The organism is Williamsia maris (assembly GCF_024171815.1).
GTDB classification, from domain to species: Bacteria; Actinomycetota; Actinomycetes; order Mycobacteriales; family Mycobacteriaceae; genus Williamsia_A; species Williamsia_A maris.
This window is the reverse complement of sequence record NZ_JAMTCJ010000001.1, coordinates 1,248,144-1,274,258: the sequence shown is the minus strand read 5'-3', so window position 1 is coordinate 1,274,258 and position 26,115 is coordinate 1,248,144. Positions and strand designations below refer to the sequence as shown.

Annotated in this window: 24 protein-coding genes and 1 riboswitch; of the genes, 17 read left to right on the top strand and 7 right to left on the bottom strand. The window is 68.7% G+C overall.

Annotation, left to right across the window (positions count from 1 at the left end; genetic code table 11):
- Positions 1-4: 4 nt before the first annotated feature.
- Positions 5-1,912, bottom strand: a complete 1,908-nt coding sequence (locus LX13_RS06075) for an ABC transporter ATP-binding protein (protein WP_253660372.1) — start codon at positions 1,910-1,912, stop codon at positions 5-7.
- A gap of 165 nt (positions 1,913-2,077) precedes the next feature.
- Here LX13_RS06075 and LX13_RS06070 point away from each other — a divergent pair, with 165 nt between their 5' ends.
- The 5 genes from LX13_RS06070 (at position 2,078) to LX13_RS06050 (ending at position 6,174) form a co-directional block, all read left to right on the top strand.
- Entirely contained in the window at positions 2,078-2,677 is a 600-nt protein-coding gene (locus LX13_RS06070; RefSeq protein WP_253660371.1) for a hypothetical protein, read from the top strand.
- Between the two features lie 30 nt (positions 2,678-2,707).
- Positions 2,708-3,394, top strand: a complete 687-nt coding sequence (locus LX13_RS06065) for a response regulator transcription factor (RefSeq protein WP_253660370.1) — start codon at positions 2,708-2,710, stop codon at positions 3,392-3,394.
- Entirely contained in the window at positions 3,391-4,740 is a 1,350-nt protein-coding gene (locus LX13_RS06060) for a sensor histidine kinase (protein ID WP_253660369.1), read from the top strand. Before LX13_RS06065 ends, LX13_RS06060 begins: the two co-directional genes overlap by 4 nt.
- Before the next feature lie 83 nt (positions 4,741-4,823).
- Positions 4,824-5,840, top strand: coding sequence for a glucose-6-phosphate dehydrogenase (coenzyme-F420) (gene fgd / locus LX13_RS06055; protein ID WP_253660368.1), 1,017 nt, complete (start codon positions 4,824-4,826; stop codon positions 5,838-5,840).
- 178 nt (positions 5,841-6,018) lie between these two features.
- Positions 6,019-6,174, top strand: coding sequence for a hypothetical protein (locus tag LX13_RS06050; RefSeq protein WP_253660367.1), 156 nt, complete (start codon positions 6,019-6,021; stop codon positions 6,172-6,174).
- On the opposite strand, the gene LX13_RS06045 is transcribed toward LX13_RS06050, so the two are convergent.
- Positions 6,161-7,072: a LysR family transcriptional regulator gene (locus LX13_RS06045; protein ID WP_253660366.1), complete on the bottom strand. Its 912-nt coding sequence runs from the start codon at positions 7,070-7,072 to the stop codon at positions 6,161-6,163. The genes LX13_RS06050 and LX13_RS06045 overlap by 14 nt on opposite strands.
- Before the next feature lie 162 nt (positions 7,073-7,234).
- On the opposite strand from LX13_RS06045, the gene LX13_RS06040 reads away from it, so the two are divergent.
- The 8 genes from LX13_RS06040 to LX13_RS06005 all read left to right on the top strand — a co-directional run bounded on the left by LX13_RS06040 (position 7,235) and on the right by LX13_RS06005 (position 16,637).
- Positions 7,235-8,152, top strand: coding sequence for a DMT family transporter (locus tag LX13_RS06040; protein WP_253660365.1), 918 nt, complete (start codon positions 7,235-7,237; stop codon positions 8,150-8,152).
- 27 nt (positions 8,153-8,179) lie between these two features.
- Positions 8,180-8,740 carry a TetR/AcrR family transcriptional regulator gene (locus tag LX13_RS06035; protein WP_253660364.1) on the top strand — a complete coding sequence of 187 codons (561 nt, stop codon included), beginning with the start codon at positions 8,180-8,182 and terminating at the stop codon, positions 8,738-8,740.
- Between the two features lie 14 nt (positions 8,741-8,754).
- Positions 8,755-9,465, top strand: a complete 711-nt coding sequence (locus LX13_RS06030) for an enoyl-CoA hydratase/isomerase family protein (RefSeq protein ID WP_253660363.1) — start codon at positions 8,755-8,757, stop codon at positions 9,463-9,465.
- Between the two features lie 225 nt (positions 9,466-9,690).
- Positions 9,691-11,817 carry a glycosyltransferase family 39 protein gene (locus tag LX13_RS06025; RefSeq protein WP_372499838.1) on the top strand — a complete coding sequence of 709 codons (2,127 nt, stop codon included), beginning with the start codon at positions 9,691-9,693 and terminating at the stop codon, positions 11,815-11,817.
- 143 nt (positions 11,818-11,960) lie between these two features.
- Positions 11,961-12,359: a cupin domain-containing protein gene (locus LX13_RS06020; RefSeq protein WP_253660362.1), complete on the top strand. Its 399-nt coding sequence runs from the start codon at positions 11,961-11,963 to the stop codon at positions 12,357-12,359.
- Positions 12,360-12,426: 67 nt separating this feature from the next.
- Complete coding sequence (locus tag LX13_RS06015; RefSeq protein ID WP_253660361.1) at positions 12,427-13,305, top strand: GGDEF domain-containing protein; 879 nt, start codon at positions 12,427-12,429, stop codon at positions 13,303-13,305.
- Between the two features lie 24 nt (positions 13,306-13,329).
- Entirely contained in the window at positions 13,330-15,417 is a 2,088-nt protein-coding gene (pta, locus tag LX13_RS06010) for a phosphate acetyltransferase (protein ID WP_253660360.1), read from the top strand.
- Positions 15,414-16,637 carry an acetate kinase gene (locus LX13_RS06005; RefSeq protein ID WP_253660359.1) on the top strand — a complete coding sequence of 408 codons (1,224 nt, stop codon included), beginning with the start codon at positions 15,414-15,416 and terminating at the stop codon, positions 16,635-16,637. Before pta ends, LX13_RS06005 begins: the two co-directional genes overlap by 4 nt.
- A gap of 184 nt (positions 16,638-16,821) precedes the next feature.
- Here LX13_RS06005 and LX13_RS06000 read toward each other — a convergent pair whose 3' ends face one another.
- From LX13_RS06000 to LX13_RS05990, 3 genes are read right to left on the bottom strand one after another with little or no spacing between them, the layout of a single operon-like run.
- Positions 16,822-19,338: a serine/threonine-protein kinase gene (locus LX13_RS06000; RefSeq protein WP_253660358.1), complete on the bottom strand. Its 2,517-nt coding sequence runs from the start codon at positions 19,336-19,338 to the stop codon at positions 16,822-16,824.
- Between the two features lie 20 nt (positions 19,339-19,358).
- Positions 19,359-20,351: a glutamate ABC transporter substrate-binding protein gene (locus LX13_RS05995; protein ID WP_253660357.1), complete on the bottom strand. Its 993-nt coding sequence runs from the start codon at positions 20,349-20,351 to the stop codon at positions 19,359-19,361.
- Positions 20,348-21,796: a GlnX family signal transduction membrane protein gene (locus tag LX13_RS05990; RefSeq protein WP_253660356.1), complete on the bottom strand. Its 1,449-nt coding sequence runs from the start codon at positions 21,794-21,796 to the stop codon at positions 20,348-20,350. The genes LX13_RS05995 and LX13_RS05990 overlap by 4 nt, the downstream gene beginning before the upstream one ends.
- Positions 21,797-21,995: 199 nt before the next feature.
- Between LX13_RS05990 and LX13_RS05985 the strand changes: the two genes are divergently transcribed.
- Positions 21,996-22,466, top strand: coding sequence for an NUDIX hydrolase (locus LX13_RS05985; RefSeq protein ID WP_253660355.1), 471 nt, complete (start codon positions 21,996-21,998; stop codon positions 22,464-22,466).
- Between the two features lie 14 nt (positions 22,467-22,480).
- Here LX13_RS05985 and LX13_RS05980 read toward each other — a convergent pair whose 3' ends face one another.
- Positions 22,481-22,963 (bottom strand): 2-isopropylmalate synthase, encoded by a 483-nt coding sequence (locus tag LX13_RS05980; protein WP_253660354.1) that lies wholly within the window; start codon positions 22,961-22,963, stop codon positions 22,481-22,483.
- Positions 22,964-23,145: 182 nt separating this feature from the next.
- Complete coding sequence (gene thiE, locus LX13_RS05975; protein ID WP_301300521.1) at positions 23,146-23,823, bottom strand: thiamine phosphate synthase; 678 nt, start codon at positions 23,821-23,823, stop codon at positions 23,146-23,148.
- A 59-nt stretch (positions 23,824-23,882) separates the two neighbouring features.
- A riboswitch (TPP riboswitch) is annotated at positions 23,883-23,995 on the top strand.
- On the opposite strand from thiE, the gene thiO reads away from it, so the two are divergent.
- The 3 genes from thiO to LX13_RS05960 all read left to right on the top strand — a co-directional run bounded on the left by thiO (position 23,994) and on the right by LX13_RS05960 (position 26,033).
- A complete protein-coding gene (gene thiO, locus LX13_RS05970) occupies positions 23,994-25,049 on the top strand; it encodes a glycine oxidase ThiO (RefSeq protein WP_253660352.1) in 1,056 nt (351 codons plus the stop codon). It overlaps the preceding riboswitch by 2 nt.
- A complete protein-coding gene (gene thiS / locus LX13_RS05965; RefSeq protein ID WP_253660351.1) occupies positions 25,046-25,249 on the top strand; it encodes a sulfur carrier protein ThiS in 204 nt (67 codons plus the stop codon). The genes thiO and thiS overlap by 4 nt, the downstream gene beginning before the upstream one ends.
- Before the next feature lie 4 nt (positions 25,250-25,253).
- Positions 25,254-26,033: a thiazole synthase gene (locus LX13_RS05960; RefSeq protein WP_308214710.1), complete on the top strand. Its 780-nt coding sequence runs from the start codon at positions 25,254-25,256 to the stop codon at positions 26,031-26,033.
- Positions 26,034-26,115: the final 82 nt, after the last annotated feature.

The window sequence follows — 26,115 nt, the reverse complement described above, 5'->3', positions numbered from 1 at the left end:
GAACTCAGGCCGTGACCGAGGCGTCGACCGCGACCTCACGCTGGTCGGCGAACTGGGTTCGGTACAGCTCGGAGTAGCGTCCGCCCGCGGCGAGCAGGGTCAGGTGCGTGCCGCGTTCGGCGACGCGACCGTCCTCGATGACCAGGATCTCCTGCGCCGCACGGACCGTCGACAACCGGTGTGCGATGACGATCGAGGTCCGCCCGGTCAGGGCCTCGGCCAACGCCTCCTGCACCGCCGCCTCCGACGTCGAGTCGAGATGGGCGGTCGCCTCGTCGAGGATGACCACCGACGGTGCGGCGAGCAGCAGCCGCGCGATGGTCAGTCGCTGACGCTCGCCGCCGGAGAGTCGGTAGCCGCGCTCGCCGACGACGGTGTCGAGACGGTCGGGCAACGACATCACCAGGTCCTCGAGACGGGCGCGTCGCAGCGCCGCCCAGATGTCGTCCTCGGTGGCGGACGGGTTGGCCAGCAACAGGTTTGAGCGCACCGTCTCGTGGAAGAGGTGCCCGTCCTGGGTGACCAGACCGATGCTGCGGTGCAGCGACGCCGACGTGACGTCACGGACGTCGACACCGTTCACCGACACCGACCCCTCGTCCACGTCGTAGAGGCGCGTCGCGAGTTGGGCGATGGTCGACTTGCCCGCGCCGGAGCTGCCGACCAGGGCGACCATCGATCCGGCCGCGACCTCGAACGAGACGTCGTGGATCACCTCGACGCCGCCGCGGTTGTCGAGCTGGGCGACCTCTTCGAGTGACGCCAGCGACACCTTGTCCGCCGACGGGTACGCGAAGCGAACGTTGTCGAAGCGCATGGTGATCGGGCCGGGCGGGACCTCGCCGGCGTCGGGCTTGTCGGCGATCAGCGGCACGAGGTCGGTGACCTCGAAGACGCGCTCGAAACTCACCAGGGCACTCATGATCTCGACCCGCGCGTTGGCCAGCGCGGTCAGTGGTGCGTACATCCGGGTCAGCAACAGCGCCAGCGACACCACGGCGCCGGCGTTGAGGTTGCCGTGTACGGCGAGGTAGCCGCCGAGTCCGTAGACCAACGCCAACGCGAGCGCCGAGACGAGTGTCAACGCGGTGACGAACACCGACTGCAGGACCGCGCGGCGCACGCCGATGCTGCGCACATTGGCCGCGCGCGCGGCGAACTCGCGGGACTCCTCGTCGGGGCGGCCGAACAGCTTGACCAGGGTGGCGCCGGGTGCGGAGAACCTCTCGGTCATCTGCGTCGACATCTGCGCGTTGTACTCCGCGGCCTCCCGCGACAGCGCCGCCATCCGGTTGCCCATCCGTCGGGCCGGGATGACGAAGAGCGGCAACAGCACCAGGGCCAGGAGGGTGATCTGCCAGGAGATGAACAGCATCACCGTCATCGTCAGGATCAGCGTCACGAAGTTCGACACCACTCCCGACAGGGTGTCGCTGAAGGCGCGCTGCGCCCCGATCACGTCGTTGTTGAGCCGGCTGACCAGGGCGCCGGTGCGCGTGCGCATGAAGAACGCGATCGGCATCGTCTGGACATGGTCGAAGACCTTGCGCCGCAGATCGAGGATGAGGCCCTCACCGATGGTGGCCGACAGCCACCGCACCAGCAGTCCGACACCGGCCTCGACCAGGGCGATGATCGCGATGAGCACCGACAGCCAGACGATCGTCGACGTCGCCCCGTTCCCGGTGATCTGGTTGACCACCCGACCCGCGAGGATCGGGGTGGCGACGGTGAGGATCGCGGTGACGATGCTGAAGACCAGGAAGATCGCGATCCGCATCCGATGCGGCGCGGCGAACCGTCCGATCCGGCGCATCGTCTCGCGGCGCTCGGCACGCGACAGCCGCGACTTCTTCTCCGACCGGCTCATCGTGCGGTACAGCGAGTTGTACGCGACGGATTCCATGCTCATGGGTTCGAGCGTAAGACATCAAGCGAACTTGAAGTCAACGAAAGAAAGCCCTGTTCGCGGACAGGGGAAACGCCGTGAATCGGGAATATCGTCTCGGCGGGCCCGGGGTTCCACCTTCAGAGCTTCTTCAGTCTCGACGTGTCGACGCCGATTAGCGTCTCCGACATGGGACATCCGAACGAACCACAGGACAGCGACCGGCAACCGACCGAGAGCTTCACCCGACCCGCTGACACCGCCCCGCCGCCCCCCACCGGCGGATCGCGCACCTGGTTCTCCGGATCCCGTCGCACCGGGATCATCGCCGGCGTCGCCGGGCTGGTCATCGGCGGCGTGGTCGGCGGGAGCATCGGCTGGGCCGCCACCGGCAACGATGACCAGGGTCGCTCGACGACGGCCCACTCCCGTCAGGTCCATTCCGCCGACGGCGGCCAGAAGCACCAGAACAGGGGCCGGAACGGCGCCCAGCGACGAGCGCGTGGTGCCACCATCGGAACCATCACCGCGGAGAACGGACCCTCCTGGACGGTCGCCGCGCGCAACGGCACGACGGTGACGGTCACCGTCGGGCAGAACACGCGTTTCGGAACCGTGAAGAAGCCCCAGCAGCAGTCGGATTTCGTCGTCGGAGACCGCATCGCGGTGGTCGGGAAGAACGAGTCGGGGACGATCTCCGCCTCTCGCGTCGCCAAGCGTGCCGCGAACACCGGCGGATCGGGCGCCCCTGCGAGCCCGACGCCGAGCGCGACGACGCAGCCGGGCTGATCGCGCCGGTCCCACTGGCACACTCGACCCATGGGCTCTTCGATCCTGGTCATCGAGGACTCGACATCGATCCGCGTTGCCATCGCCGCAGCCCTGACCGGCGCCGGGCACTCGGTGCTGTCGCGCGACGACGGTGATCGTCTGGAACTCGACATCGCCGAGTTCCGACCCGACGCAGTACTGCTCGACGTCATGCTCCCCGGATCCGACGGGTTCGCCCTCCTGGAGGTCGTCCGTCGCCGCAGCGACGCCGGAATCCTGATGGTCACCGCGCGCGATGCCGTCGCCGATCGCCTACACGGTCTCACCGAGGGGGCCGACGACTACATCGTCAAACCGTTCGAGATGGCCGAGCTGGTGGCGCGGGTCAACGCCGTCCTGCGTCGGCGGGGACGCTCCGCGTCGACCATGCACATCGACGATCTGATCATCGATCCGGACGCGGCGGTGGTACGGCGGGCAGGCGTCTCGATCTCGGTGACGGCAACCGAGTTCCGGATGCTCTGCTTCTTGGCCCAGCGTCGGAGTCGGGTTCTGACCAAGACCCAGATCCTCACGGCGGTATGGGGGTACGAGCACTACGATCCCAACCTCGTCGAGGTCCACGTCAGTGCTCTGCGCCGCAAACTCGAGGAGCACGGACCTCGTCTGCTGCACACCGAACGTGGACTCGGCTACACCCTCGACAGTGCGCGGCCCACGGATGTGCCGTCATGAGCACGCCGTCGGCACATCTCAGGACCCGGTCACTGCGTACGCGGGTCACGGTGATCGCCGTTGCCGTTCTCACCGTTGTCCTGATGGCCGTGATCGCCATCGCCGGAACGTTGTTCACCGTGGCCGCACACCGCGATGTCGACAACCTCCTCGCCGACCGCGCCACCTACGCCCGCCAACTCGCACGCACCGCGGCCACTCCCGAGGGGTTCATCGCGCGAATCGACGGACGTTCCGTGCGCGCCCAGCTGACCCTGGCTGACGGCACCGTGGTGGGCAAACCGCTGCCGCCGTCGGAGAGCGAGGCGCGGCGAGTGATCACACTCCGTGGAACCCGTGCGTGGGCGCGGGGCGCGGAAGTGACTCTCTCGGTGGACAACCGCCTACTCGACAGTGTGCAGAGCCGGTTGCTGTGGGGGATGGCCATCACCGGACTGTGTGCCCTCGTGGTCACCGCGGTGCTGTTGCTCGTCGGTGTCCGCTATGCGTTGGCGCCCCTCGACGCGATGACCGCCCTGGCCCGGTCGATCGCAGGCGGCCACCGCGGTGAGCGCTTGTCGCCGCAACGTCGCGACACCGAGTTGGGCCGCACCGCAGTGGCGTTCGACGACATGCTCGACTCCCTGGAAGGCGCAGAAGCGCGCGAGCGTTCGGCGCAGCAGTCGGTGCGGCGCTTCGTTGCCGACGCCGCGCACGAACTGCGTACCCCCATCACCGGGGTGCAGGCCATCGCCGAGACACTGCTCCAGCAGGATCGCGACACACCGATCGACGAGCGAGAACAGCTGTGTGTGCTGCTCGTCCAGGAGACCCGACGCGCCGGGCGGCTCGTCGACGACATGGTCGACATGGCCCGTATCGACGCCGGGTTGACGCTCAGTCCATCGCCCACCGAACTGCTGTCGTTGGTCGCCGATCAGGTCGCGCGGGTAGCGGTGATCCATCCCGACATCGAGGTCACCGTCCGGGGCGATCCGGTACCCCTCGTCGCCGACGCCGGTCGCATCAGCCAGGTGGTGGCCAACCTCGTCGACAACGCCTGTCAGGCAGCTCCATCCGGCGGCAGCGTCGCCGCGTCGGTGTACTCGACACCGGGCTGGGCGCACCTGGAGGTCGCCGACACCGGCCCCGGTGTCGCCACGGCCGATCGCGAGCGGATCTTCGAGCGGATGGTCCGCCTGGACGACTCACGTGATCGGCGGTCGGGAGGATCAGGTCTCGGCCTCGCGGTCGCGCGGGGCCTCGCCCGATCGCACGGCGGCGACCTGGTCCTGGTCGACACCGCGCAGCGCGGTGTCGGACCGTTCGGCGCCGTCTTCCGACTCGATCTCCCACTACCGGTCTGATCGGCGCCGACACACGGCGCTAGGTTGGAAGTAGAGCGAGACAGATCACCCCAAGCGCGATCTACCTGGGTAGGAGAAGAGCAGTGGCACAGCAACTGAAACTCGGATACAAGGCGTCGGCGGAGCAGTTCGATCCGCGTGAGCTGGTGGAGATCGCGGTATCGGCCGAGGAGCACGGTATGGACTCGGTCGCGGTCAGCGACCACTTCCAGCCCTGGCGGCACAACGGTGGTCACGCCCCCTTCTCGCTGACCTGGATGGCGGCTGTCGGTGAGCGCACCAAGCGCGTCCAGATCGGTACGTCGGTGATGACCCCGACCTTCCGCTACAACCCCGCGGTGATCGCGCAGGCGTTCGCGTCGATGAGCTGCCTCTACCCCGAGCGGATCATGCTCGGCGTCGGGACCGGCGAGGCGCTCAACGAGTACGCCACCGGATTCCAGGGCGAATGGCCCGAGTTCAAGGAGCGTTTCGCCCGGCTGCGCGAGGCCATCAAGCTGATGCGTGAACTGTGGACCGGCGAGCAGGTCGACTTCGAGGGCGAGTACTACACGACCCAGGGCGCCTACATGTACGACATCCCCGCAAAGCCAGTCCCGGTGTACGTCGCGGCCGGTGGCCCGGTGGTCGCCCGCTACGCCGGTCGCTCCGGTGACGGCTTCATCTGCACCTCCGGCAAGGGCATGGAGCTCTACACCGACAAACTGCTGCCCGCGGTCGCCGAGGGCGCCGAGAAGGCCGAGCGCGACGTCGCCGAGATCGACAAGATGATCGAGATCAAGATCTCCTACGATCCGGACCCGGACCTCGCCCTGGAGAACACCAGGTTCTGGGCGCCGCTGTCGTTGACGCAGGAGCAGAAGCACAGCGTGAACAGCTCGACGGAGATGGAACGTCTCGCCGACGAGCTGCCGATCGAGCAGGTCGCCAAGCGCTGGATCGTCGCCTCCGACCCGGACGAGGCCGTCGAGGCGGTCAAGCAGTACACCGACGCCGGCCTGAACCACCTCGTGTTCCACGCCCCCGGACACGACCAGCAGCGCTTCCTCACCAACTTCCAGTCCGACCTCGAGCCGCGTCTGCGCAAGCTCTCGGTCTGACCTGTCCGGTCGTCGACCGCCCCTGAGCACCTGCTCAGGGGCACTGTCGACCTGCTCACACCGGGGGTACGTCTGGTCGACACGGGCTGTCCGGCACACCTACGGTGGGAGCTTCGTACCGTTCGTGGGTCAGTGTGGATCCCTGGGGCCTCGTGCCCCGCGTCCCCCGGGAGTACCCATGTCGATCGTTCCGTTGCTCGTCATCATCCAAGCCTTCGTGCTGTCGACGTGGTCGATGGTCATGTTGACCGCGTTCCTCGTCACCCGGGACGACGAGTCGCACGAATACGCGACTGTCCCCGACCTGACGTCGAGCAACATCATCCCGAGCTGACGGCTTCCGAGCGGCCGACGTCGGCCCGTGCGCGCAGCAGTTCGAGTGCTCGCACCACCGCCGGGTTGTCGGCGACCACCTCGCGCACACGCACCGAGATCCGACGCGTCGGCGTGGGATCGGTGACCGGGATCGCGACGACGGCGTCGGGGAGCGTGCCGAGGCCGAGTTCGGCGAGCACCGTGATGCCCACCCCCTCGGCGACGAAGCGGATCGCGGTCGGATAGTCCTGCGTCTCGACCCCGAAGCTCGGGGTGAAACCGGCTGCGGCACAGGCGTCGAGCAACACCTGACGACACGGGCCGCGGGCCACGTCGTTGTCGACCCACGCCTCGTCGCGGAGCTCGCCGAGCTCGACCGACGCTCGGCCGGCCAATGGGTTCGTCCGCGGGACGACCGCAAAGTAGGGGTCCGACAGCAGCGGATACGTCCGGTAACCGGTGACATCAGACGACTCCGGCCCGTCGACGACGATCTCGACGTCGGGAGGATCGGCGCCCTCGGTGCGCAGTTCGATCAATCGCAGGTCCAGCCGGAGCTTCGGGAACTCACGGGTGAGTGCCGCGACGATCGGTGGGATCCATGCGGCGCCCGCAGACGAGAAGTAGCTCACCGACAACGTCCCGACCCGGCCGTGTCGGAGATCGCCGATCAACGCCTCGACGTCGGCCAGACGCTCGAACACCACCGCACTGCGCTCGGCGAGGATGCGACCGGCCTCCGTGGGCACGAGGCCGCGGCCCCGCCGTTCGAGCAGCGTCAGGCCGGTCTCGCGTTGAAGAGCGGTGACGTGTTGGCTGATGGCCGACGAGGTGTAGCCGAGTCCGGAGGCGGCGCCGGCGATCGACCCGTCGGCGACCACGGCCCGGAACACGCGGAGGCGGTGCACATCGATCATGCCGACAGACGCTACAGCTGCACTTAATCATCATCAAGAACAAACAGCTTGTGCTTATCTCACGGTGCAGGCAGCCTCATGTCCGAAAGCCGCCGGATCCACTGCGGTCAGGGGCGGGATGCTGTGATCGACGAACACCGACGAAAGGGCATCATGCAGCGCGTGACCGACCGTGTGAACCTCGCTCTTCTGGCCGCGCTGACCACCGTGCTGCTGTGGGCATCGTCGTTCGTCGTGATCCGGTCGGTCGGCGAGCACTTCTCGCCCGGTGCGCTGGCCTTCGGCCGACTGCTGGTCGGGTTCATCGGGCTCGCCGTGATCGCGCTCCGCTTCCGCAGGCCACTGCCGCGCGGACGCGCGCTCGGATTGGTGATCGGCTACGGCCTGCTGTGGTTCGGCGCCTACACCGTGCTGCTCAACTGGGCCGAACGACATCTCGACGCCGGAACCGCCGCTCTCCTGGTCAATTTCGCGCCGATCCTCGTCGCCGTCTTCGCCGGACTGTTCATGGGTGAGGGTTTTCCGCGTCCGCTCGTGATCGGCATGGTGGTCGCCTTCGCCGGCGTCCTGCTCATCGCGTTCGGGGGCAGCGGAGGCGGGTCCAACGACATGCTCGGCGTCGTGCTCGGCCTGATCACCGCGGTGCTCTACGCGGCGGGTGTGCTGATGCAGAAGGTGGCGCTCAAGACGGTCGACGCGGTCACCGCCACCTGGGTGGGGTGCCTGGCCGGCCTCGTCGCGACCATCCCGTTCGCGCCGCAGGCCGCGCGCGAGGTCGTCGATGCGCCCGTGGGCGCGATCGTCGGTGTCGTCTTCCTCGGTGTCGGCCCGACGGCGATCGCATTCACCACCTGGGCGTATGCGCTCACGCGGACCGACGCCGGGAAGATGGCGGCGACGACGCTGGTGGTCCCTGCCATCGCGATCCTGCTGTCGTGGGCCACGCTCGGGGAGGTGCCCACCGCGATCGGCCTCGTCGGCGGAGCGCTGTGCCTGGGCGGCGTCGCATGGAGCAGGCGCCGACCGAAGGTCGCGCCCACACCCGTCGTCGACCTGGATAGTTCGCCCGTGTCGGGCTGATCGGCGACGATCGCCTACCGTCGTCGCATGGAGCGTGAACGTCTGGTCGACGTCGCCGTGTCGGTGGTGTCGCGCTTCGGTGCGCAGGCACTGAACCTGACGTCGGTCGCACGTCACGCCGGGGTCGGCCGGGCCACGGCCTACCGCGTGTTCGGCGGCCGCGACGAACTGCTGGCCGCCATCGTCGACCGCGAGGTGTCGGTGCTGCACGACAAGATCGACACGTGGATCGGCACGGTCGACGACCCGCGGGAGAAGATCACCACCCTGATCGTGCGGGTGCTCGGATACATCCGGGACCACGAGGCGTTGCAGTATCTGCTGCGCAACGAGCCCGCGGAACTGGTGTCGACGCTGGTGGCCAGCGGCGACGACCGGACCACCGACACCACTCTGGTCGACGTGATCGTCACCCGGTGCCTACCCGACCTCGACGCCCAGCCGGAACTCGCGGCCGCCCTGCGACCCAACGCGCGCGCAGCGTCAGAGTTCATGGTGCGCATCGTGTATTCGCACATGTTGATCCCCGGGAGCTCGATGACCGACGAGCAAGTGGCGGAGTTGGTGGTCGACGCGGTTCTGCGCTGACATATGGTGCGGGAGTGCCTCACCTCACACGCGATGACAGCATCTTCGTCCTGCACCTCAACGACGAGGGGGCGAGCGACGACGAGAACGTGTTCGGTCCGACGCAGGTCGCGAAGATCAACGAACTTCTCGACGAGGTGGAGGCGAGCGACGGCCCGACCGCGCTGGTGACCACCGCGCTCGGGAAGTTCTACTCGACCGGCCTCGACACCGCGTGGGTGCTGGCCAACGTCGACGACGTCGACCCCTATGTGGAGAGCGTGCAGATCCTGCTGGCCCGGATCCTGACGTTCCCGATGCCCACGGTCGCGGCGGTCACCGGCCACGCGTTCGGTGGCGGGGCGCTGTTCGCGCTCGCCCATGACCACGTCGTGATGCGTTCCGACCGTGGCTATTTGTGCATGCCCGGCGTCACCATCGGCGCCAGCTATGCACCCGGCAGCGTCATGTTGGTCGCCGACAAGGTCCCGGCGCGGGTCAATCACGAGATGCTCGTGACCGGCCGTCGCTATGGCGGCGCGCAGGCGAACGAGCTCGGCATCATCGACAACGCGGTCACGCTCGACGAGGTGCTGCCCGCGGCACTGGAGTACGCCCGCACGCATCAGAACACCCGTGGTCGGACGATCGGCGAGATCAAGTCGTCCATGTACGCGGTCACCGCAGCCGCGCTGCGCACCACGGTCAGCGGTGTGGGCGGCCAGGCCGCCATCGCCGACAGCTGACCCGCCGCCTGGCGTCCACGCCGTCCACCACTGACACCGCCACGGCTCGAGGTGTGGATAGTCCACGCGGCGGACCCCAGTGGTGACAGTTGTGGACAGGACCGACCGAACAAATCGTTCCCAGGGTTCTCCCAGCTTCTGCCCAGGGTGAGAAGAGCAAGTCGACGCATCGTATGAGCATCACGGTCGGACAACCGCCGACCGCCACGCTCACACGGAGGCATCATGACCACCCTTTTCGCTCCCGCACCCGCGGGCGCCGATCCGGCCCCCGACGGTGGTCGCCATCGGGACGGATCCACGACACCGTCGATGCGGTCGCGGCTGCTGACGAAGGCACCGCTGCCGGTGCTGTTGATCGTCACCGCAATCCTCTACATCTGGAACCTGTCGATCAACGGGTACGGCAACAGCTTCTACGCCGCGGCTGCGCAGGCCGGCGGCACCAGCTGGAAGGCCTGGTTCTTCGGCTCACTCGACGCGCAGAACTTCATCACTGTCGACAAGCCACCGGCGTCGCTGTGGGTGACCGGGCTGTCGGTGCGGATCTTCGGGATGAACAGCTGGGCGGTGATGATGCCGCAGGCCCTGATGGGTGTGGCCGCCGTCGCCCTGCTCTACGCGCTGATCCGTCGTAGCGTTTCCGATCCGCGGCGTGGTGTCGCCGCCGGGCTGATCGCGGGCGCGGTGCTGGCCTTCACCCCGGCCGCCGCCCTGATGTTCCGGTTCAACAACCCGGACGCTCTGCTGGTGCTGCTGATGGTCGCTGCGGCCTACTGCCTGGTCCGTGCGGTCCCGACCGCGTCGTGGAAGTGGCTCGCCCTCGTCGGTGTCGCCCTCGGCTTCGCGTTCCTCACCAAGATGCTCCAGGGACTGCTCGTCCTGCCCGCGTTCGCACTCGTCTACCTGCTGCTGGCCAACACAGGCTGGCTCAAGCGGATCGGCCACCTCCTCATCGCCGCGGCGTCACTGATCGTCGGTGCCGGATGGTGGGTCCTCGTGGTCGCACTGTGGCCGGCCGGATCGCGGCCCTACATCGGCGGCTCCACCGACAACACCGTCATGGACCTGGTCCTCGGCTACAACGGCCTCGGCCGCATCCTCGGCAACACCGGTGGTGGCGGAGGCGGCGGCATGGGTGGCAACGGTGCCGCCGGCTCGAGCTTCGGTGGCGCCACCGGTCTGAACCGCCTGTTCGGTTCGGAGATGGGTTACGAGATCTCCTGGCTGCTCCCGGTCGCACTGTTCGTGATCGTCTTCGGCCTGTACCTCGTTGTCCGACAGTTCATCCGGGTCCGTGAGACCGAGCGTCTGGGCCGCGTCGAGAAGGCCGGACTGCTGATGTGGGCCGGCTGGCTCATCGTCACCGGGCTGATCTTCAGCTTCATGAGCGGCACGATCCACCCGTACTACACCGTCGCCCTGGCCCCGGCCATCGCAGCGCTCGTCGGTCTCGGATCGGTGTTCGCCTGGAACCTGCGGCACCGCTGGGACGGACGGATCGGGATGAGCGCGATGATCGCGCTGGCCGTGGGCTGGTCGATCGTCCTGCTGAACCGCGCCGACTTCGGTCCCGTGTGGACCCGCTGGCTGATCGGTGCGGTGGCCGTCCTCGCCATCCTGGTGATCCTCGTCGGCGGACGTCTCGGTTTCCGCAAGGCCGTCGCCGCCGCCGTGATCGTCGGCGCACTGGCCGGATTCGGCTCCACCGCAGCCTTCGGCATCGCCACCTCCGCCACCGCGCACACCGGGTCGATCCCGACCGCGGTCCAGACGTCCGACTCCTCGGGCGGCATGGGGATGGGCGGCGGACCCGGCGGCGGCATGGGTGGCAACCGTCCCGGCGGAACCGCAGGCGCGCAGGGCTCGACCTCGACCGGCACGGCCCCCACGGGTGCAACGGCTCCGACCGGCACTGCTCCCACGGGCGGAACGGCTCCGACCGGTACCCCCGGTCAGGCATCGACGTCGACCTCCGGTCAGGCCACGGCCCGCACCGGCGGTGGCGGCGGCATGGGCGGCCAGTCCACCAGCAGTGAGCTGACCGCGTTGCTCAAGGCGACCACCACGAAGTGGGCGGCGGCGACCAACGGTTCGCAGTCGGCCTCGGGGATCGAGATCGCCAGCGGCACGTCGGTGATGGCGATCGGCGGGTGGAGTGGCGACCCCACCCCGACGCTGGCGCAGTTCATCCAGTACGTGCAGGACGGCAAGATCGGCTACTACATCGGTGGCGGACAGGGCGGTGGGCCGGGCAGCTCGAGCTCGAGCGCCTCGGAGATCTCCACCTGGGTCGCGGCGAACTACACCGCGACGACGGTCGGCGGTCAGACGGTCTACAAGCTGACCTGACGCACGTCGCACACGCGATCGGGACGGACACACACCGTGCCCGTCCCGATCGGCGTGCAACTCAGTCGTATTCTCGCGGCAACCAGTCCGAAATGGATTGCAGCATAACGTTGTCGAGACATCCCGACATCGAGGAGACCGCCATGACAGTCCCGTCCAATCTCGTGACCCTCGAGGTCGCCGACACCAGCAGGATGGCGTGGGAGACCTTGGCCGTCGAGCAGATCGGCGCGCAGATACCGTTCAAGTCGCTGTTCGCCGATTCCGACACAGGCATGCAGGTGATGATGCTCCGCTATGCGGCCGGATTCACCAACACCTGGCACACCCATCCCTGTGCGCACGGGATGTTCGTTCTCGACGGCGTCCTCAAAACCCACGAGGGCGAATACGGCCCCGGGAACTTCGTCTGGTTCCCGGAGGGCGGGTGGATGGAACACGGGGCCACCGCCGACAACGACGTCACGTTTCTCTTCATCACCAACAAGCCGTTCGCCATCTGCTACGAATCCGACGCCGAGCACCCGTACCCGATGGAGTGACTGCGCCGATCGCTGTGGGCGACGCGTTCCGGTGACCGCGTTCTCGCCGGCGGTGGACAATGAACACGTGATCGATGCCACCACCTTCGACGGGGTCGATGACGGATGGTTCCGGGTCATGTTCGACGCCAGCACCGTCCCCATCGGACTCGCCGACGAGGACGGCCTGCTGCGGGCCGCCAACGCGGCCTACTGCGCGATGGTCGGGCGGTCGTGGCCGCAGATCGCGGGCCGGTCGTCGCGCGAGTTCACCCACCCCGACGATCTCGACCAACACGCGGCGGTCGAGGGGTTGATGGCCCAGGCGCGCGCTAGGGGTGACGACCTACGGATCGAGAAGCGGTACGTCCACCCCGACGGCACCGTTCGCTGGGGGTGGGTCTCGGTGAGCGCGGTGTCGGGGCCGGGTGGACGAGCCTGGACGATGGCGGTCATCCACGACACCACCGAGCGCCGCCTGGCCGAGGACCGTCTGCTCGCCGCCGCGGTCACCGATCCGCTGACCGGTCTGCTCAACCGACGGGGGTGGCTCGAGCGCCTGACCGAGCTCGACGCGCCGTCGTCGCGCACCGACTCGCCGCTGGTGCTGGCCATCCTCGATCTCGACCAGTTCAAGGCGTACAACGACTCCCACGGGCACCCCGCCGGCGATCAGCTGCTGGTGGAGTTCGCGACGGCGGCGTCGGAGGTGGCGGGCACCGGTGCGTTGTTCTCGCGATGGGGTGGCGAGGAGTTCGCGTTGGCACTGGCCGGTCCACGCGCGTCGCAGGCTCACACCGTGCTGCGTGCGATGGGCGCGGTCGTCCCCGACTCTCAGACCTTCTCCGCGGGCTTCGCCGCGCTGCGGGCAACCGAGACCGTCATCGGCTGTTTCGATCGCGCCGACGCGCGGCTCTACCGGGCCAAGCGCGACGGTCCCGGACAGATCCGGGGCGACGACAACTGACCCGCGCCCACTACGCTCGGGGACATGGGTGCAGGGAGTCCGACCTCGAGCAGCATCTACATCGCGTCGCCGGAGGGTGACACCGGTAAATCCACCATCGCGCTGGGCACGCTGCATCTGCTCGCCGCCACCGGTGGACGCATCGGTGTGTTCCGCCCCATCTCGCGGGCCGCGGCCGGCGAGCGCGACTACATCCTCGATCTGCTGATCGAGCACGACTCGGTGGACCTGTCCTACGAGGACTGCATCGGTGTGACCTATGAGCAGGTCCACGGTGATCCCGAGGCGACGCTCGCCGAGATCGTCGACCGCTTCCACACCGTCGAGGAGCAGTGCGACTCGGTGCTGGTGATCGGGTCGGACTTCACTGACGTCGCCAGCCCGTCGGAACTCAGCTTCAACGCGCGGATCGCCGCGAACCTCGGTACCCCGATGGTGCTCGCGCTCAAGGCCGCCGAGCGCACCCCCGAGGAGGTACTGGCGCTGGCCGAGCTGTGCCTCACCGAGATCAAGGGTGCGCACGCACAGGCCGTCGCCCTCATCGCCAACCGGTGCGACCCCGACCAACTCGAGGCGGTCAAGGACATCCTGGAGACGACCGGACTCCCGGCGTGGTCGTTGCCGGAGGATCCGGTGTTGGTGTCGCCGACGATGGCGGAGCTGATGACCGCGCTCGACGGTGAGCTGTTCAGCGGCGACCCGGAGCTGCTCGACCGCGAGGCGATGAGCGTGATGGTCGGCGGCATGACCGCCGAACACATCCTCGAACGCCTCACCGACGGTGTCGCGGTGATCACCCCGGCCGATCGCTCCGACGTCCTGCTCGCGCTGGTGACCGCCAATGCGGCACAGGGCTTCCCGAAGTTGTCGGGGATCATCATGAACGGCGGGATCCGTCCGCACCCGATGATCGAGTCGCTCGTCGAGGGCCTCAAACCGGCGCTGCCGATCATCTCGTGCGAGCAGGGCACCTACGAGACCGCGCGGGCCGCGGCACTGGCACGCGGCCGGGTCGGCGTCGAGTCGGTCCGCAAGATCGATGCCGCGCTCACCCTGATGGAGGAACACGTCGACTCGGCGTCGCTGCTCGAACGGCTGCGGCTGTCGGCGCCGACCGTGGTGACGCCGCAGATGTTCGAATACCAGCTCATCGCGCAGGCGAAGTCGGACCGCCAACGCATCGTGTTGCCGGAGGGCGAGGACGACCGCATCCTGCGTGCGGCCGGACGTCTGCTCCGACGCGGTGTCGCGGACCTGACGCTGCTCGGCAACATCGACGCCGTGCACTCGCGGGCCCAGGAGCTCGGCGTCGACCTCGACGCCGCACACGTCATCGACCCGCGCGACTCCGAGCACCTCGAGTCGTTCGCGACGACCTACACCGAGCTCCGCAAGCACAAGGGGATGGACCTCGCCCGGGCACGACAGGTGATGGGTGACGTCTCCTACTTCGGCACCATGATGGTGCACGAGGGGCTCGTCGACGGGATGGTGTCCGGCGCGACCCACACCACCGCACACACCATCCGCCCCGCGTTCGAGATCATCAAGACCCTCGACGGCGTCTCCACGGTGTCGAGCGTGTTCTTCATGTGTCTGGCCGATCGTGTTCTCGCCTATGGTGATTGCGCGATCGTGCCGGATCCGACGTCCGAGCAGCTCGCCGACATCGCCATCTCGTCGGCGGCCACGGCCGAACAGTTCGGGATCGAGGCGCGGGTCGCGCTGCTCTCGTACTCGACCGGCGAATCCGGCTCCGGTGCCGACGTGGACAAGGTCCGCACCGCCACCGAACTGGTGCGTGAACGGGCCCCGGAGCTGTTGGTGGAGGGGCCGATCCAATACGACGCCGCGGTGGAACCCTCGGTGGCGCAGAGCAAGATGCCGGACTCGAAGGTCGCGGGCCAGGCGACGGTGCTGGTCTTCCCGGACCTCAACACCGGCAACAACACGTACAAGGCGGTGCAGCGCAGCGCATCTGCGGTCGCGATCGGCCCGGTCCTGCAGGGGTTGCGCAAGCCCATCAACGACCTGTCGCGTGGGGCGCTCGTCTCCGACATCGTCAACACCGTCGCGATCACCGCGATCCAGGCCCAGGCGCTGCAGTCATGAGCGGTGGCGACACGGTGCCCACGGGCACGGCGTCCGGTGCGGTCCTCGTCCTCAACTCGGGATCGTCGTCCCTGAAGTACCAATTGGTGCACCCGGACTCCGGCGAGGTGATCGCGTCCGGGATCGTCGAGCGGATCGGCGACCACGACGCCTCGGTCGAACACACGCAGAACGGCCAGACGCAGACCGTCACCGGTGCCATCGCCGATCACCGCGAGGCACTGCAGCGCGCCCTGCACCTGTTCGACGAGTGCGGCACCGATCTGCGCACCAGCGACCTCCTGGCGGTGGGGCACCGCGTCGTACACGGCGGCAAGAGCTTCAGCGAGCCGGTCCTGGTGAGCGACGAGGTCATCGCCGAGGTCGATCGCCTGTCGAGCCTTGCCCCGCTGCACAATCCGGTGAACCTGATCGGAATCGAGGCCATCCGGGAGTTGCTGCCGGACGTCCCCGCGGTGTGCGTGTTCGACACCGCCTTCTTCCACGACCTCCCGCCGCACAGCGCCACCTATGCCATCGACCACGAGGTCGCCGAGCGTCACAACATCCGGCGGTACGGATTCCACGGCACCTCACACGAGTACGTGAGCGGTGCGGCCGCGGAGTTCCTCGACCGGGATCCGGCCGACGTCAACCTGATCGTGCTGCACCTGGGCAACGGCGCGTCGGCATCGGCGGTCCGGGGTGGGCGCGCCGTCGACACCTCGATGGGGCTGACGCCGCTCGAGGGACTGGTCATGGGAACCCGCAGCGGCGACATCGATCCCGCGATCGTGATGTATCTGCGTCGCGTGGCAGACATGGATGTCGACGCCATCGACACCATGCTCAACAAGTCGTCCGGCCTCAAGGGGTTGTGCGGGGAGAACGATTTCCGCACCATCACGTCGATGGTGGACGACGGCGACGAGGCCGCGACCCTGGCCTACGACGTCTACATCCACCGTCTGCGTCGCTACATCGGTGCGTACCTGGTGGATCTCGGGCGGGTGGACGCGATCGTCTTCACCGCCGGCGTCGGCGAGAACGCCCCGACCGTGCGGCGAGATGGATTGGCAGGTCTCGAACGATTCGGCATCGTCGTCGACGACGACGCCAACACCGCGCGCTCACGCGACGCCCGGCGGATCTCGACCGACGACAGCGAGATCGCAGTGCTGGTGGTCCCCACCAACGAAGAGCTGGCCATCGCCCGCAAGGCCGCCGCACTCGTCAACTGACCGCCGACCGTGCCGTAATCACCCGCCGAGCGGGCCGTAAATACCTGCCGAGCGGGCCGTAAATACCTGCCGAGCGGGCCGTCACGCGGGGTGGGAAGGCGGTTTCGGCACGGTGGGTGCGCGGTTTCGGCACGCTCGGCGGAGGCGGAGCCGGCTGACCCCGCCGTCACCGCACGCTCGGGGGTCAGAACAGCGTGTGCGGGCGGATGAGGTTGGCCAGGTCGATCAGGTTGAAACGCTGTTCTCGGTCGACGGTGGCGCGTGCGAGGCGGCGCAGCGACCGCTCCAGCCCGGCGCGCAATCCGTGCTCGGTGAACGGGAACCCGAGCAGCGAGATGTTGTCCGACGCGCGGTCGGGATTCACGCCGAGCCACCCGAGCGCGGTCCCCAACACCATGATCGACAACCGCGGCTTACGCGGTTCGGTCTCGGGCATCGCCGACAGCCGGCGAGCGGCCTCGCGGATCTGCTCGCCGGTCACCTGCTCCGGTTCGCGACCGTGCACCAGCGCCAACACCGCGGTGCACGAGGCGGTGTTGAAGTGCCTGCTGGTGGCGGGGACATCGTCGAGGGCCTTCACCGTCGCCTCGACATCGCCTGCGGTGAAACGCATCCGGGCGACCCCGAATGCGGCGGTGACGATACCGCGGTCGGTCTGCCACAGCGCTGTGTACTCCCGCAGCGCCACCGCGTTCCACCGCGTGATCGACGTGTCCCGCTCGGCGGACTCACCCGCCTCGCGTCGCAACCACCGGCCGATCAGCTCCGCGGTCGCGGCGACGGCCAGCTTGGGGGCCACCTCGCCCGGCATGGCGATCAGCACCGACGCGAAACGTTCATGCGCCAGTTCGGGTTCGGAGTTCATCAGCGCACAGATGCCGAGGAACCACTCGATGCGCCACGAATGCTGGTGGTGGCGCGATGTGATGTCGAGCAGACCGAGCGCGGTGTCGACGTCACCGAGTTCGATGTAGGCGCGGGCCTCGGCCAGGTCGACCTCGAGGGACGGGTGATCGTCGGACGGGTCGGTGCCGATCAGCGACGACAAGCCGTCCTGCTTGGCCGACCGGATCGTGTCGAGCGTCTGGTTCGGTTCCGACAGCTGGGCCGAGTTGAGCAGTCCGGCAGCGGGATCGAGCTGATCGACGAGCGGCACCGGCAGTGCGGCGGCGATGTCGTCCGGGTCGAGGAACGTCTCGGAGTTGATCGGGTCGAAGAAGCCGTCGACCGGTCCGAGGAGCAGGTCGGTGCCGAACGTGGTGCGCTGCGGGGTGAACACCGATGACAGCGCCGGGCGGGGCACGCCGGTCGTCCGCGCGACGGTCTCGCGCAGGACGTTGACCATCTGGGTGGTCATCTCCTCGGCGGAGGCGAAGCGGTGTTCCGGGTCAGGATCGGTGGCGCGCTGCAGCAACCGTCGGAAGGACTCGTTGTCGGCCAACACCTTCGACGCGTCGACGCCTGGCAGCCCGTCGACGTAGCGGCCGTTCTCCATCGGCATCGGCACGGTCAGCACGGCCAGCGTGCGGCCGATGCTGTAGACGTCGGTGGCGATCTGCGGACCGGTCTTGACGATCTCCGGCGCCTGGAAACCCGGGGTGCCGTACAGGTGGCCGTACCCGTTGATGGGGGAGACGGCACCGAGGTCGATCAGCTTCACCTCGTCGCCGCCGATCATGATGTTCTCCGGCTTGATGTCGTTGAACACCAGTCCGATCGAATGAAGGTAGGCGAGCGCGGGCATCACCTCGAGCAGGTAGGCGATCGCCTGCTCGACGGGGAGATGGGTCCGATGCGACGAATCGCCGTCGACCGTGGTGAGGCTCTTGAGCGTCGCGCCGCCGACGTACTCCATCACGATGTAGCCGAACGTCGACCCGCTCACGTCGTGGTGTTCGACGAAGTTGAAGATCTTGACGATGTTGGGGTGCGACACCGACGCGAGGAACTGACGCTCGGCGAACGCAACCGCCTGCGCTTCCGCATCTTTCGAGTTCAGCAGGCCCTTGAGCACGACCGCACGATCGGAGACGTTGCGGTCGAAGGCGAGGTAGATCCATCCGAGTCCGCCGTGCGCGATCGCGCCGGTGATCTCGTACTGGTCGGCGACGATGGTCCCCGGCGCCAGACCCGGCACGAACGAGTAGTGCGCACCGCAGTGCGGACAGTCGCCGGTCAGCGGGCCGGCGTCGGGGCCCGAGGACCGACCGATCGCCCGACCGCACTGCCAGCAGTCCCGTTTGCTCTCCGGGATGACGGGATCGGTCATCACCGCGTCCTCGGGCTCGATGTCACGAACCCACGCGACCTCGACCAGTCCGACGCCGAGGCGTCGCTTCTTCCGCTTCCGGCGACCGGTCACCTTGTGCAGCGGGGGAGCCATCCGGGTACCGGTCTCGTCGGTCGTCGCCGAGCTCGACGGGTCGGCGTCCGGTGAGGCGACCGCCTGCGTGGCGACATCGGGCACGGCGGCCTGCGTCGCGACATCGGGTACTGCGGCCTGCGTCGCGACATCGGGTACTGCGGCCTGCGTCGCGACCTCGACATCGTCCCCGGCCGAACCCTCGTCCGTGCGCCGGTCGTGCTCGTCGTCGGCCGACGTGGCCGCATCCGGGGCATCGACACCGAGATCGGCGCGGGTCACCGCTCGGGTGGACACCGAGCCGTCACCGTCGTCGCGGTCGTCGTCTCGATCGGTCATCGCTCGTCGTCACCCCCTCGTCAGTCGCGGTAGGTCGGTTGGGGCGGGTAGTAGATCGGGCCCAGGATGGAGAGCCACCGATTGTAGATCTCGTACCAGGTGCCGTCGGCGCGGATCTTGTCCAGGACGCCGTTGACGAAGCGCACCAGATCGGGTTGTTCGAGGTTGACGCCGATGCCGTACGGCTCCTCGCCGAGGCTCGCCCCGACCACGTGGACGTACGGGTCCTGGGTGGCCAGACCGGCCAGGATCGCGTCGTCGGTGGACACCGCGTCGACCGCCCCCTGCTGCAGCACGACCAGGCAGTCGGCCCAGGTGCTCACCGTCGACATCCGCACGCTGGGCACCCGCTGCTGCAGCCGGCCGATGGAGGTGGTGCCGCGCGCCGCGCACACGCGCTTGCCCGCGAGGTCGTTGGCGTTGCTGATCGGTGAGCTGCGCAGCGACAGGATCCGTTGCGACGCCTCGTAGTACACCGTCGAGAAGGCGATGTCCTTGGCGCGGTCGCAGGTGATGCTCAGCGTCTTGACCACCACGTCGACCTCGCGGTTCTGCAGCGCGCTGATCCGCTCGTTGGAGTTGAGGATGCGGTACTCGATGCGTTCGGGGTCGCCGAAGATGGCCCGCGCGATCTCCTTGGCGATGTCGACGTCGAAACCCTCGATGTCACCGCTGATCGGGTCGCGGAAGCTGAACAGGTTCGACCCGATGTCGAGTCCGACGATCAACCGGCCCCGCGCGAAGATCGCGTCCATCGCCGACCCGCGTGGCATCCGCGCGACCGGTGGGAGCGGTCCCGGCCGCAGGCTCGCGGTCGCGTCGCAGGTGTTCTGGTTCGGCGGCGACTCGACCGGCGCGTTCACCGTCAGGCCGGGCGGGGTGGGCGCGATGGCACTCGCCGACGGCGCCTCGTCGGCCGGCGCGGGGACGTTGAGGCAGCTCGTGACACCGAGCGCCACCAGCGCCAGGATCACCGCGAACACGCCGGCGCGTCTTGTCGGCCCGCGGGTCATCGGTACTCCCGGATCCGCGGCACCATGCCGAGTGCGCTGGTCGCGGCCGCGATCAGACCGAGGATGAGCGCACCGCTGCCCGCGTAGCCGATGACCACCCGGGCGGTGTTGATGTCGTCGCGGAAGGTGGTCCTGGTGGTGGTGATGCCGTCGACGAGCGCGGCGTCGAGCTGCGTGTAGGCGGCGGCCGCACCGTCGGGGTTGTCGCCCACGGCCATCGCCGTCGCGCCGTTGAAGTCGCCGGCGTTGGTCCGCTCGACGGTGGCCGCATGGGCGTCGGCCCACGCCGAGAGCGCGGTCTGGGCCCGGCGGACCGCCGCGTCGGCATCGGCGTCGTCGTTGTCGTCGAGATAGGCGGTCAGGGTGGTCCGGATCTTGCCGCCGGCGTCGGTGAACTGGGACTCGAGGAGCCCCCGGTCGCCACGCCGGGCCAGCGACAGCGTCTCCGCCGAGCGCGCCTGCTGCGCCTGGATGCGGGCCGAGGTCAGCTCCCGCAGCGGCTGAGCCCCGCGGGTCTCGGCGCTGTTGGTCGACGACACCGACAGCAGGCTGCCCACGAGCACCCACAGCAGCGCGATGACGATCGCGCCGATGGCCAGCAACATGCCCAGGTTCAACCGGCGTCGGGTACGACGGGCCAGGTAGTAGTGGGCGCCGACGAACGCGAGCAGCAGGATCGTCAGCGCGGCGTAGACACCCCACGGCGGGCTGGTGAACCGGTTCTGGGGATCGCTGATCGCCCGCGACCGCGCCGTGTACAACCGCTCGGCCGCGGGCAGGATCGTCGTCTGCATCAGATTCGACGCCTCACCGAGGTAGGCCGATCCCACCGGGTTCCCGAGCCGGTTGTTGGTCCGCGCCGACTCGATCAACCCGGTGTAGACGGGCAGGCGTTCGGCCAGGGTGTCCAGGTCGGCCCGGACGTCCATGTTCTCCTCGGCGGTACCGCTCGCCGCCTGGATCAACGCCTGCGCGGCGGTGGCGACCGCGGTGGAGTAGCGACTGCGCACCGCGGCGGGCTCGAGACCGCCGGAGATGAACGCAGCGTTCGCCGACGCGTCCGCGATGGACAGGTTGCTGTAGAGGATCTGCGACGACTCGGCGATGGGCTCGGTGTCGGAAATGGTCTGCTGCAGGGCGGAGGTGCGGTTGTCCAGGCTGATCGAGGAGTACCACCCGGTCGCGATCGCGCCGATGAACAGGACGGCCGCGATGATGAACAGCTTGCCCGGACTCGTCCCGGCCAGATGCCGCAGCGACGACAGCGGGGACTGCGCGCGGTCGCGGGCGTAGGTGAGCAACTCACGACGCTCGGCACGAGCCCCGCGGCGGCCCAGGGGACCGCGGCGGTCGGGTCGGGGGTCGGAGCGCCGCAACATCGGTCGCGGGATGGTCGTCGTCCCACGGGTCAGTCGGGAGCGCACGGACGCCGCTTCGCCGGTCACTGACGAGGTCCCTTCTACTACCCGATCCGTGGGTGCGCCCACGGGTTCTGCCTCCGCGGGCACATCTTCACGACTGCCGCTTTCGACTCTAATCCCGACATGGGATCACCGTGGTCTGTTGCCGTTTGCGTACGGTTGCGGGGAAGGGCGGTCGTTGGTGGCATGCCGGGGCGCGGTGAGTGGTGGAGGTGGACGCGCGGTGCGGGGAGACGGTGACGGTTGGGTGTTCGACCCCGACGGTGCTCGGTACTGGGGTCGCCACGGCGCGGCCGGGCTGCTGCTGCGCGCACCGTTGGCGGACGGCACCACGGGGATCCTGTTGCAGCACCGCGCGTTGTGGAGCCATCAGGGTGGGACGTGGGCTCTGCCCGGTGGAGCACGTGACTCGCACGAGACCGCCGAGGACACCGCGATGCGTGAGGCCGACGAGGAGGCCGGCATCGTCGCCGCGATGCTGACCGTCCGCGACACGCTGGTCACCCACGAGGCTCAGAGCGGCTGGACCTACACGACCGTCATCGCCGACGTCGACACCCCGGTGGACACCGTCGCGAACGTGGAGTCGACCGAGCTGCGCTGGGTCGGCGAACACGCCGTCGACGAGCTGCCGCTGCATCCCGCATTCGCGCGCAGCTGGCCGACGCTCCGGTCCGCCCTCGGCCGACTGTAGGAACCGCTCGCGCGTCAGCCGAAGCGGTTGACGGCCGAGATCATGGCCTTGGCGTACGCCGCCTCGGACGTCTCGTCGACGCCGAGGCCCCAACTCGAGATGCCGCGGACGTCGCACAGGACGAAGCCGGCGTAACCGTCAACGGTCCGCTGGTGGTGCAGGCTGACGATCTCGATCGGTGTGCCCAGCGCGTGCAGCATGGCGGTGACCGCGCCGATCGGACCGGTCGACGACTCCCGCAACGACCAGATGCGGTCGCCGACGGCGATGGTGGCCTGGTAGTCGGTGAGACCCCCGCGACCGGGCGTCGCGGACCAGCTACCGAGTCGGATGCCGCCGGCGCAGGCATATGTGGCGTAGAAGTTGTCCCAGCTCAGAGCGTGTGCGACATCGCGCAGGCCGCGGGGCAGGGGAGAACGGAAATGGGCCTCGGCCGGATCGGATGACGTGGGCCGGGAACGCTCGACGGTGTCGGAGGCGTGTGGTGCTGGATTCATGACGTGGTCTTTCCGAGAGGAGAGAAGTGACCAACGAACAGGCGCGACGACCCGCAGCGGGGGGTCGGTCGGTTCAGACCCCGCTGCGGCGGGTTACTACGTTCAGGCGCGTCATGGCGGGTCGAGCGTAAGCCCGACGAGCGTGCTGTGGCAACCGTTCTCAATTCACCTTCATGACATCGTTAGTTTGCTGTGATCTGTTTCCGCAGAGCGGCTGCGGCGGCGCGTGGGTCCGTCGCGTGCGTCAGTGCCCGCACCACGACGATGCGTTCCGCGCCGGCCGCGAGGACCTCCGGCAGACGCGCCGCGTCGATCCCCCCGATGGCGAACCACGGAGCTCGGGTCGTCCGGCCCGCGACGGCGTTCACGAGCCCGAGCCCGGCGGCGGGACGTCCCGGTTTGGTGGGCGTCGACCAGCACGGTCCGGTGCAGAAGTAGTCGACGTCGGGATCGGCGTCGGCGGCGTGGGCCTGGGCGTCGTCATGGGTCGATCGACCGATGACCACGTCGGCACCGACGATGCGGCGCGCCGCGGCGGGCGGCAGGTCGTCCTGACCGAGATGCAGCACGTCGGCGTGGGCGATCGCGGCGATGTCGGCGCGGTCGTTGACCGCCAGCAGGGCGCCGTGACGGGTGGTGACCTCCCGCAGCGCTGCCAGCAGGTCGAGCTCCCGGGCGGCCTCGAGAACGCCGAACTCGACCTCGCCCGGCGACCCCTTGTCGCGCAACTGCACGATGTCCACGCCGCCGGCCAGCACCTCGTCGACGAAGGCGAGCAGGTCTCCGCGTTCACGTCGCGCATCGGTGCACAGATAGAGCCGGGCCTCGGACAAACGATCTCGGGGATCCACGGTGGCCAATCTAGTGGCGCCGGGGCTCGGCTCGCCGGAGAGGTTCCGTGCAGGGCGGTAGGCTGGACCCCACACACGCGGGGGCCCGGGAGATCGCCGGGCTGAGAGTGCGACCGATATGTCGCTGACCGTCACACCTGATCCGGGTAATGCCGGCGTAGGAACGAGGTGAGCAGTCGATGGGACGAACGCTGGCAGTGGTCGGCGGCGGGGTCATCGGATCCATGATCGCCTGGCAAGCCGCCCGAAAGGGTTGGGACACAACCATCTATGAGCGTGATCCGGCCGAATCGGCGTCCTGGGTGGCCGGCGGGATGCTGGGCTGCATGGGCGAGGCCCGACCGGGCGAGGACACCGCGCTGGACCTCGCCCGCGCCTCGGCCCGGAGGTGGCCCGACCTGCTGACGGCGCTGGCCGATCCGACGATCGTGGTCGCCACCGACACGGTGCTGGTCGCCGCCGACACCGCTGACGCCCACGAACTGGCCACCCGGGCCGACTATCTCCTCAGCCGCGGTCTCGCGATGAAACCGTTGCGCGGCAGGGACATCCGGTCGGTGTCGCCGGGGCTGGGCAGCTCGGTGCGCGGAGGCTACCTCGCCCCGGGCGAGGGTGCGGTCGACAATCGTGCGCTGCTGCGGGCACTGCGCACGGCCGCGACCCAGGTGGGCGTCACCACACGCACGCGCCACGTGACCGACCTCGATGACCTCGACGCGGACCAGGTGGTCGTCGCCGCGGGTGTCGGTGCGGGCCGACTGTGGCCACCCGCCGCCATCCGGGCCGAGAAGGGCGAGATCCTTCGGCTGCGCAGGCCGCCGACCGCACCGCCCCCACCGGACAACGTCATCCGCGCGCGCTGGCGCGGGCGACTGGTCTACCTCGTGCCGCGGGCCGACGGCGTCGTGGTCGGGGCGACGCAGTACGAGGTGGGTGTCGAGACCGATCCCGAACCCCGCGCCGGTGGCGTGGCCGATCTGCTCACCGACGCCATCGAGGTGATGCCCGGACTCGCCGAGTACCGCGTGAGTGAGGTCGGCGGCGGGATGCGACCGGTGACCCCGGACGCGTTACCCCTGATCGGCCGACTCGACGAGCGGACCGTGCTCGCCGCCGGACACGGTCGCAACGGGATCATGCTGGCGCCCATCACCGCTGAGTTGGTCGTCGACCATCTCGACGACACCGTGGACCCCCGATGGTCCGCGACGTTGGACCCGAGGAGGTTCACATGACGATCATCATCGAGGTAAACGGCGACGAGAAGGAGGTGGCCGACGGCACGACGGCCTCCGCCCTGCTGGATCTTCTCGGACTCCCGGACCGGGGGATCGCGATCGCCGTCGACGGGGCGGTGCATCATCGAGGCAGCTGGAACGCCCCACTCGCCGACGGGGCGCGCATCGACATCCTCACCGCGGTGCAGGGTGGTTGAGCCGGTGTCAGCGCCCGAAGACGTTGTCGCCGAGGGGCTGCGGATCGGATCGCGTGTCTACCGGTCCCGGCTGATCATGGGTACCGGGGGCGCGGCCAACCTCGACGTCCTCGAACGCGCACTGGTCGCCTCGGGCACCGAACTCACCACCGTCGCGATGCGCCGGGCGGATGCCGGCGGCGGGCAGGGGGTGGTGGATCTGTTGCGCCGCCTGGACATCGACGTGCTGCCGAACACCGCGGGGTGTCGGACCGCGTCCGAGGCGACACTGACCGCGCAGCTCGCCCGCGAGGCGCTCGAGACCGATCTGATCAAGCTCGAGATCGCCGGCGACGACCGCACCCTGCTGCCGGATCCGATCGAACTGCTCGACGCGGCGGTGACCCTCGTCGACGACGGGTTCGTCGTCCTCGCCTACACCAACGACGACCCGATACTCGCGGCCCGACTCCGGGACTCCGGGGTCGCGGCGGTGATGCCGCTGGGGTCGCCGATCGGTACCGGACTGGGCATCTCCAACCCGCACAACCTGGAGATGATCGTGGCCTCGGCGACGGTGCCGATCATCCTCGACGCCGGTGTCGGCACCGCCAGCGACGCGGCGTTGGCCATGGAACTCGGCTGCGACGGCGTGCTGCTGGCGTCGGCGGTCAACCGGGCCGATGACCCCGTGAGGATGGCGTCGGCGATGTCGGCGGCGGTGTACGCCGGCCGCCTCGCTCGCGGCGCGGGACGCATCCCCAGACGGTTCTGGGCCCAGGCCTCGTCACCCGCGCGGGACTGACGTCCACCCTTCGGTCGAGACGCCGGGGCGTGCAAAGTCAATCCATCGGCTGATCCATCGGACCGGACATCCCTGGCATAGT

Excerpts from the sequence above, each read along its gene's own strand:
- thiS (WP_253660351.1), top strand. The coding sequence starts at position 25,046 with ATGACGATCATCATCGAGGTAAACGGCGACGAGAAGGAGGTGGCCGAC.
- LX13_RS06035 (WP_253660364.1), top strand. The coding sequence starts at position 8,180 with ATGGAGCGTGAACGTCTGGTCGACGTCGCCGTGTCGGTGGTGTCGCGC.
- LX13_RS06050 (WP_253660367.1), top strand. The coding sequence starts at position 6,019 with ATGTCGATCGTTCCGTTGCTCGTCATCATCCAAGCCTTCGTGCTGTCG.
- LX13_RS06045 (WP_253660366.1), bottom strand. The coding sequence starts at position 7,072 with ATGATCGATGTGCACCGCCTCCGCGTGTTCCGGGCCGTGGTCGCCGAC.
- LX13_RS06065 (WP_253660370.1), top strand. The coding sequence starts at position 2,708 with ATGGGCTCTTCGATCCTGGTCATCGAGGACTCGACATCGATCCGCGTT.
- LX13_RS06005 (WP_253660359.1), top strand. The coding sequence starts at position 15,414 with ATGAGCGGTGGCGACACGGTGCCCACGGGCACGGCGTCCGGTGCGGTC.
- LX13_RS06070 (WP_253660371.1), top strand. The coding sequence starts at position 2,078 with ATGGGACATCCGAACGAACCACAGGACAGCGACCGGCAACCGACCGAG.
- LX13_RS05995 (WP_253660357.1), bottom strand. The coding sequence starts at position 20,351 with ATGACCCGCGGGCCGACAAGACGCGCCGGCGTGTTCGCGGTGATCCTG.
- LX13_RS05980 (WP_253660354.1), bottom strand. The coding sequence starts at position 22,963 with ATGAATCCAGCACCACACGCCTCCGACACCGTCGAGCGTTCCCGGCCC.
- thiO (WP_253660352.1), top strand. The coding sequence starts at position 23,994 with ATGGGACGAACGCTGGCAGTGGTCGGCGGCGGGGTCATCGGATCCATG.
- LX13_RS06025 (WP_372499838.1), top strand. The coding sequence starts at position 9,691 with ATGACCACCCTTTTCGCTCCCGCACCCGCGGGCGCCGATCCGGCCCCC.
- LX13_RS06075 (WP_253660372.1), bottom strand. The coding sequence starts at position 1,912 with ATGAGCATGGAATCCGTCGCGTACAACTCGCTGTACCGCACGATGAGC.
- LX13_RS06000 (WP_253660358.1), bottom strand. The coding sequence starts at position 19,338 with ATGACCGATCGAGACGACGACCGCGACGACGGTGACGGCTCGGTGTCC.
- LX13_RS06020 (WP_253660362.1), top strand. The coding sequence starts at position 11,961 with ATGACAGTCCCGTCCAATCTCGTGACCCTCGAGGTCGCCGACACCAGC.
- LX13_RS06060 (WP_253660369.1), top strand. The coding sequence starts at position 3,391 with ATGAGCACGCCGTCGGCACATCTCAGGACCCGGTCACTGCGTACGCGG.
- pta (WP_253660360.1), top strand. The coding sequence starts at position 13,330 with ATGGGTGCAGGGAGTCCGACCTCGAGCAGCATCTACATCGCGTCGCCG.